Origin of the sequence: Natronospira sp., assembly GCF_007134575.1 — a bacterium.
In the GTDB taxonomy this organism is placed as follows: domain Bacteria; phylum Pseudomonadota; class Gammaproteobacteria; order Natronospirales; family Natronospiraceae; genus Natronospira; species Natronospira elongata.
Genome location: NZ_SLKM01000310.1, coordinates 1 through 6,029, shown reverse-complemented (window position 1 = coordinate 6,029; position 6,029 = coordinate 1). Strand labels below are relative to the sequence as shown.

The window sequence follows — 6,029 nt, the reverse complement described above, 5'->3', positions numbered from 1 at the left end:
GATGCTTTCCAGTCTTTTCGATTGGTATGAGCAAGACTATGAGCGGGAAGAAGGGTCGGTCCGTGACTGGATTCGCAAGCACGGCGATGAGCGAGTGGCGGACAAGCTTGATGGGACCAATCGTATCCGCTACATCGACTACGACTGGAACCTGAACAGCCCGGGCAATTTCCCGGAATTCGACTAAGGAACCTCCGACCAGAGGTTCCAAAAAAAACGGCGCCCCTTTTGGGGCGCCGTTTTATGACTCTCAGAGAAGAGCGGTTCAGCCCTGCTGACGCAACTTGCCGGCCAGATCGCTGAAGGCACCGATGGTGCTGCCGAGTTGGCTGAACTCCGTGGGCAGGAAGACCCGGTCGCCCTCTTTGGCGATGTCCGGCAGGGTACGCAGATACTCCAGGCCCAGCAGGTAACCGGTCACCCGTTCTGCATCCAGACCACGATCGCCGCCGGCGGCGAGAATGGTTTCAATCGCCTTGCGCTCACCTTCCGCCCGGCGGATGGCCGCTTCCCGATCACCCTCGGCCCGCAGCACGGCAGCCTCCTTGTCACCCTCGGCCTGTTTGATTTCCGCTTCACGATGACCATTGGCCTCGGTGACGGTGGCGCGGCGCTTACGCTCGGCGGTCATCTGGGCCCGCATGGCCTCTTCGATCTCAACCGGCAGATCGATATCCTGGATCTCCACACGGGTCACCTTGACCCCCCACTTCTCACCAGCCTCGTCCAGGATCTCCAGCAGACGCTGGTTGACCTCGTCCCGGTTTTCCAGAAGGTCATCCAGTTCCCGGTTACCCACCACGGAACGCAGGGTGGTGCGGGTCAGGGTTTCCACGGCGAGGACGAAGTTCTCCACGGTATAAACCACGGACTTGGGATCCACCACCTGGTAATAGATGGCGCCGTTAACCCGCACGGCCACGTTGTCTTTGGTGATCATGGGCTGCCCCGGAAAGTCCAGCACCGTCTCACGCTGATCGATACGGTTGGTGTTGCTCATGATCCGCTGGCCGCTGCGGGTATAGGCCTGGACCGTCACCTGGCGCGGCTGATCAATAAAGGGAATGATCAGATTGATGCCGGGATTCAGGACCCGATGAAAACTGCCGAGCCGCTCAATGACCATGCACTCGGACTGCTGGACGATCCGCAGACCCTGGGCCAGAAAGATGGCGATGACAACGGCCAAAAGGCCAATGACAATAATACTTGCTTCCATTGCTTACCCCTTTAAGGATTCAGTAACGACAAAACAACTCAATCAGCGCTGACTGCACGAACCATGGCGACAATTCCTCGGAAACGGGTTACCACCACTTCCATGCCGGGCTCCGGCTTCAGACCACTGGGAAACTCCGCCGGATAAAAATCACCATAGATCTCCACGCCCACACGCCCGTCGCGTTCCACCACGGTGCGTGGTTGTCCCGCCTTGCCGCCCGGCTCGTTCATGACCGACACGCCACCTTCGGGAAAATAGTGACGGAAGATCATGACGATCACGGGCACGATCACCGCGGCGGCAACACCGAAGATCAGAAGCTGCCCCGCCAGTCCCATGCCAGGCAGAAAGGCCAAGACCAAAGCGACCAGAGCGGCGGCCAGGCCCAGGCCCAGCAGAATAAACTGCCCGCCCATGAGTTCGGCCAGCGCCAAGAGCAGAGCCACGACAGCCCAAAGATGCCAAGCTTGCATAGGATTCCCCCCTTCCGAAAGCAGCATTCTACCCGATTGAAACGGTCTCCACAGCAGCCTGCTCCGAGGTTTCCCTGATCAGGGCGGCGCGCACCAACTTAAGCGTCTTGAAGTCATAGACTTCGTCCAAGGCTTCGTGCACGGGCCTTAGTCTGGACGCGGGTTCGCCCTCCTGCATGAGGGCATCACGAATGGTCTCCAGTTCCGCTGCTTCGAGTGTAATCACATCCTGCAACTCCAGGCTGCCCTCTTCCACGCAGCGGGCCAGATGATCCTGGATGGTGACCACGGCAAGTTCGCGGCGGGCAGCGATGGCATCCACACTGTGGCCTTCACGGAACAGGGTCAAGGTCTGATGGTGGCTCGCCGTACCGCCCGCCTCGGCCTCCATCAGGCCGCGAATGACATCGAGAAACTGCTGCCCGTAACGCTCCAGCTTGGCCTGGCCGACACCGGGGACACGGGCCATGTCCGACAGGCTACGGGGACGCATGCGCAGCATCTCCATGAGCGTCGCATCGTGAAAGATCACATAGGGCGGCACGCCCTCGGCCTCTGCCTGCTCCCGGCGGCAGCGGCGCAGGGCCTCCCAGCCAGCCGGTGCGGCCTCCCCCGTCGCCCGACTTCTGCTGCGACGCTGACTGGCCTTATCCTCCCTTACCCGAAGGCTTTCTTCACCCCGCAACAAAGGCCGGCAGGCTTCACTTAGAAAGAGACTGCCGTGCCCCTCCGCGTCCGCTTCCAGATAACCACGAGCCAATAGCTGGCGGGTGACGGTGAACCACTGACGGCGGGACAGTTTTTCGCCGATCCCGAACGTGCTGAGGCGGTGATGACCATTGCGCCGAATCCGCTCATCATCCTTGCCGCGCAAGACATCAATGACGTAGTGGGCGCCGAAGCGCTGCCCGGTGCGATAGACACAGGACAGCAGCATGCGAGCCTGCTCGGTGACATCACGGGTATCAGGCGGTTGCAGACAATTGTCACAGTTCCCGCACTGACCGGCATGGTCCTCACCGAAATAGGCCAACAGCGTCTGGCGGCGACAGTCGGTGGACTCGCAAAAGCCCAGCAAAGCCTCCAGGCGCCGACGTTCAGCCTGTTTCTGAGCCTCGGGGGCAGTTGACTGGGCCAGCATCTGGCGAATCTGGACCACGTCCTGAAGCCCATAGACCATCCAGGCATCGGCCGGCAGACCATCCCGACCGGCCCGGCCGGTCTCCTGATAGTAGCTCTCGATGCTCCGGGGCAGGTCCATATGGGCCACGAACCGTACATCCGGTTTGTCGATGCCCATGCCGAAGGCAACGGTGGCGACAATCACCAGGTCCTCTTCCTGGATGAAACGACGCTGGTGGTACTGGCGCTCTTCGGCCAACATGCCGGCATGATACGGCAGGGCATTGACACCCTGATCGGCCAGCCAGGCGGCCAGACTTTCGGTTTTCTTCCGACTCAGACAATAAACGATGCCGGACTGGCCGGCGTGACGCTCACGGATGAACCCCAGCAGTTGGTCACGGGCATTCTGCTTGGACCCAACACCGTAGCGAATATTGGGCCGGTCAAAGCTGCTGATCCAGGTTTCCACCCCGTCGGGAAAGAGCTGTGCCTCGATTTCGCGCCGGGTTCGGGCATCGGCGGTGGCAGTCAGGGCAATCCGGGGCACCCCCGGGAAGCGCTCCTTGAGGCAATCCAGTTGCATGTACTCAGGACGGAAATCGTGTCCCCACTGAGATACACAATGGGCCTCATCGATGGCAAAAAGAGCGATCCGCAACTGGCTGAGACGGGCCAGAAAGGCGCCCTGCAGCAGACGCTCCGGGGCAACATAGAGCAGGTCCAGTTCCCCGGCCTGCAGGGCCTGTTCGGTCGCCCGGCGCTCGTCGGGGGGCAAGGAGGAATTGAGGCAGGCCGCCTTCACGCCGCTATGACGGAGGGCTTCCACCTGATCGCGCATCAGTGCGATCAGGGGCGAGACCACCACGGCGGTGCCGGGTCGAATCAGGGCCGGAATCTGGTAGCAGAGGGATTTGCCACCGCCGGTGGGCATGAGCACCAGGGCGTTACCGCCGGAGAGGACCTGCTCAATCACCGATTGCTGATGGCCACGGAAGGCCTGATAACCGAATACCGACCGCAATACCTCGTGGGGGGATTCGCTCATACCGCTGCCTGATCTGCCCTGCTTGATGGAATGGGGCTGCATCCTACCGCAAAGCGGACGGCCTGGCGGCCCTCCGCCTGTCGGATTTTATCGACAGTGAGGATCAGAGAAAGGCGATTCTAAACCAATTACCCACTAAGTTACGGCAACCCCTCCCAAAAAGCGCCTTTCATTCCTTTCCTCCTTGATCCCCCATGGTATCCGTATTTGAATCACTCTAGGAGCAAGGATTCCAGGCATCCCTGGCCCGGCCCCAAGGTCGGCAGCAGGAGGACTCGCCATTGAATCAGGGACGGTGAACAAGGTCGTGGATCTGCACGGCAAAGCCTATGACGCTGCTGAAACGGCGGCGGTGGAACTGCTGTGCACGATTATTCGCCAGCAATCGGGTTGCCAATGGCTCAGCCTGCGCCTTCAGCGCCCGGGTGCCGCGCCCCTGCGGATCGAAGAAGGCCGCCCACCCGGCACGGCCTGCCTGGGCACTGATTCCGAACAGGCAAGCGGCAATTGCTTTGAGCGCCGTTTTCAACTGGCCCAGGGCCTTGGACGCCTGCGACTGCTACACAGCAGCACCCCGGAGGAATGGAGCCCGGAAGCGGAAACCCTGATCCGGGGCCTGACAAGGCTGCTCGACCGCGAACTCGAGCTCAGCACCCGACTGGGCCTGTCGCTCAACAAGGAGTCGCTGCTGGAGGCGGTCCTGAACTCGGCCGAGACCGGCCTGCTGGTACTGGACTACTCGGGCCGGATACTTCGGAGCAATCGCAAACTGGCGGAAATGACCGGTTACTCTGTCGATGAGCTGAGCGGCCAGGGCATCGAGCTTCTACTTCCCCAGGAGACACCCGGCCCGGTCCAACGCCAGTTGCGTGCCTATCTCGATGGCGCGATCAATCGCAAGCACCTCCCCTCCGAGCAGGTCGTACGGACAACCCAGGGCAGGCTCCTTCCGGTCTGGGTGACATATGCTCGCGTCGAGCTGGCTGGCAGCGGCCCCTGCCTGGTCACCACGATTCAGGATCTGGCACCGCTACGAGCCGCCGAACGGGCTGTGCAGGAAAGCGAGGCCCGATTCCGGGCCTTCTTCGAAAACAGCATGGACGCGGCCCTGATTACCGAGCCGGGCGGCAGCATCCTCCATGCCAATCCCGCGGCGGAAACGCTCTTCGGTTACAGCGAAGCGGAGCTCTGCGCTGGCGGCCGGAGCCTCGTATTCATCGAGGATGACGAGAATTTTCTGAAAGCCCTGGACGCTCGTCGAGAGCGTGGATTCTGGCGCGGAGAGCTGCCGCTGAGACGCCGCAACGGCGAGTCCTTCCCCGGTGATGTGGTCTGTACTCGTTATCTGGATTCGTCGGGCCGTGAGCGCACAAGCCTTGTACTACGGGACATCACTGAGAAAAAACGGGCCCAGGACGCACTCCAGGCCATTGCCACCGGAACAGCCTCCGGCAGTGGCGAGGAATTCTTTCGCCTGATCGCCCGTCAGCTGGCAACCGCCCTGGGGGCCCGCTACGCCCTGGTCGGCGAGCTCTTCGAGGGCACCCGCCCCCAGCTCAAGTCTCTGGCCTTCTGGGACGGTCGGGAATTCAGGTCCACCATCACCTACGAACTGAGTCACTCCCCCCTGGCAATGAATACCGGCAGGGAGACCGTTCATATTGGCCGAGAAGTGGCACGGCATTACCCCGAAGATGCGCTGCTGCAAACACTGTCCGCAGAAAGCTATACCGCGCTGCCGCTATGCGATCCTGACGACAATGTGCTCGGTTTCCTGGTGGTGATTGATGACCGCCCCATGGCGGAAGAACAATCCGGTGAGATTCGCAACATCCTGAGCATTTTTGCTGCCAGGGTGGAGACCGAACTGGAACGAATTCGGGCGCAGGAAGCGCTCAGTTATGAAGCCAGCCATGATCACCTGACCAACCTGCTCAACCGGCGCGCATTCGACCGACGCCTGCGGGCGCTGACCCGAGCCGAGCAGGCCGGCACGGAACATGCCCTGCTCTACATTGACCTGGACCGTTTCAAGATTGTGAACGACAGCTGCGGCCATGTGGCCGGGGACGACATGCTGCGGCAGGTGGCGGGTGTCATGAGCCAATGCGTCCGTGGCAGCGATTATCTGGCCCGGCTTGGGGGAGACGAGTTCGGCGTCTTG

The 6,029-nt window shown here is 61.4% G+C and carries 4 protein-coding genes and 1 pseudogene; 2 read left to right on the top strand and 3 right to left on the bottom strand.

Features of this window, described 5'->3' with window-relative positions; translation table 11 throughout:
- A pseudogene (locus ACJWXQ_RS12525) lies at positions 1-187 on the top strand (DUF547 domain-containing protein); the annotation flags it as partial.
- Between the two features lie 78 nt (positions 188-265).
- On the opposite strand, the gene ACJWXQ_RS12520 reads toward ACJWXQ_RS12525, so the two are convergent.
- Genes ACJWXQ_RS12520 through recQ form a run of 3 tightly spaced genes read right to left on the bottom strand, consistent with a single transcriptional unit; the run spans position 266 to position 3,865 of the window.
- Entirely contained in the window at positions 266-1,219 is a 954-nt protein-coding gene (locus tag ACJWXQ_RS12520) for an SPFH domain-containing protein (protein WP_346050134.1), read from the bottom strand.
- A gap of 38 nt (positions 1,220-1,257) precedes the next feature.
- Entirely contained in the window at positions 1,258-1,695 is a 438-nt protein-coding gene (locus ACJWXQ_RS12515) for a hypothetical protein (protein WP_346050136.1), read from the bottom strand.
- 28 nt (positions 1,696-1,723) lie between these two features.
- Positions 1,724-3,865 (bottom strand): DNA helicase RecQ, encoded by a 2,142-nt coding sequence (gene recQ, locus ACJWXQ_RS12510; protein WP_406672931.1) that lies wholly within the window; start codon positions 3,863-3,865, stop codon positions 1,724-1,726.
- 295 nt (positions 3,866-4,160) lie between these two features.
- Between recQ and ACJWXQ_RS12505 the strand changes: the two genes are divergently transcribed.
- Positions 4,161-6,029: PAS domain S-box protein (locus ACJWXQ_RS12505; protein ID WP_406672930.1), on the top strand; the 1,869-nt coding region annotated here is incomplete at its 3' end.

Excerpts from the sequence above, each read along its gene's own strand:
- ACJWXQ_RS12520 (WP_346050134.1), bottom strand. The coding sequence starts at position 1,219 with ATGGAAGCAAGTATTATTGTCATTGGCCTTTTGGCCGTTGTCATCGCC.
- ACJWXQ_RS12515 (WP_346050136.1), bottom strand. The coding sequence starts at position 1,695 with ATGCAAGCTTGGCATCTTTGGGCTGTCGTGGCTCTGCTCTTGGCGCTG.
- recQ (WP_406672931.1), bottom strand. The coding sequence starts at position 3,865 with ATGAGCGAATCCCCCCACGAGGTATTGCGGTCGGTATTCGGTTATCAG.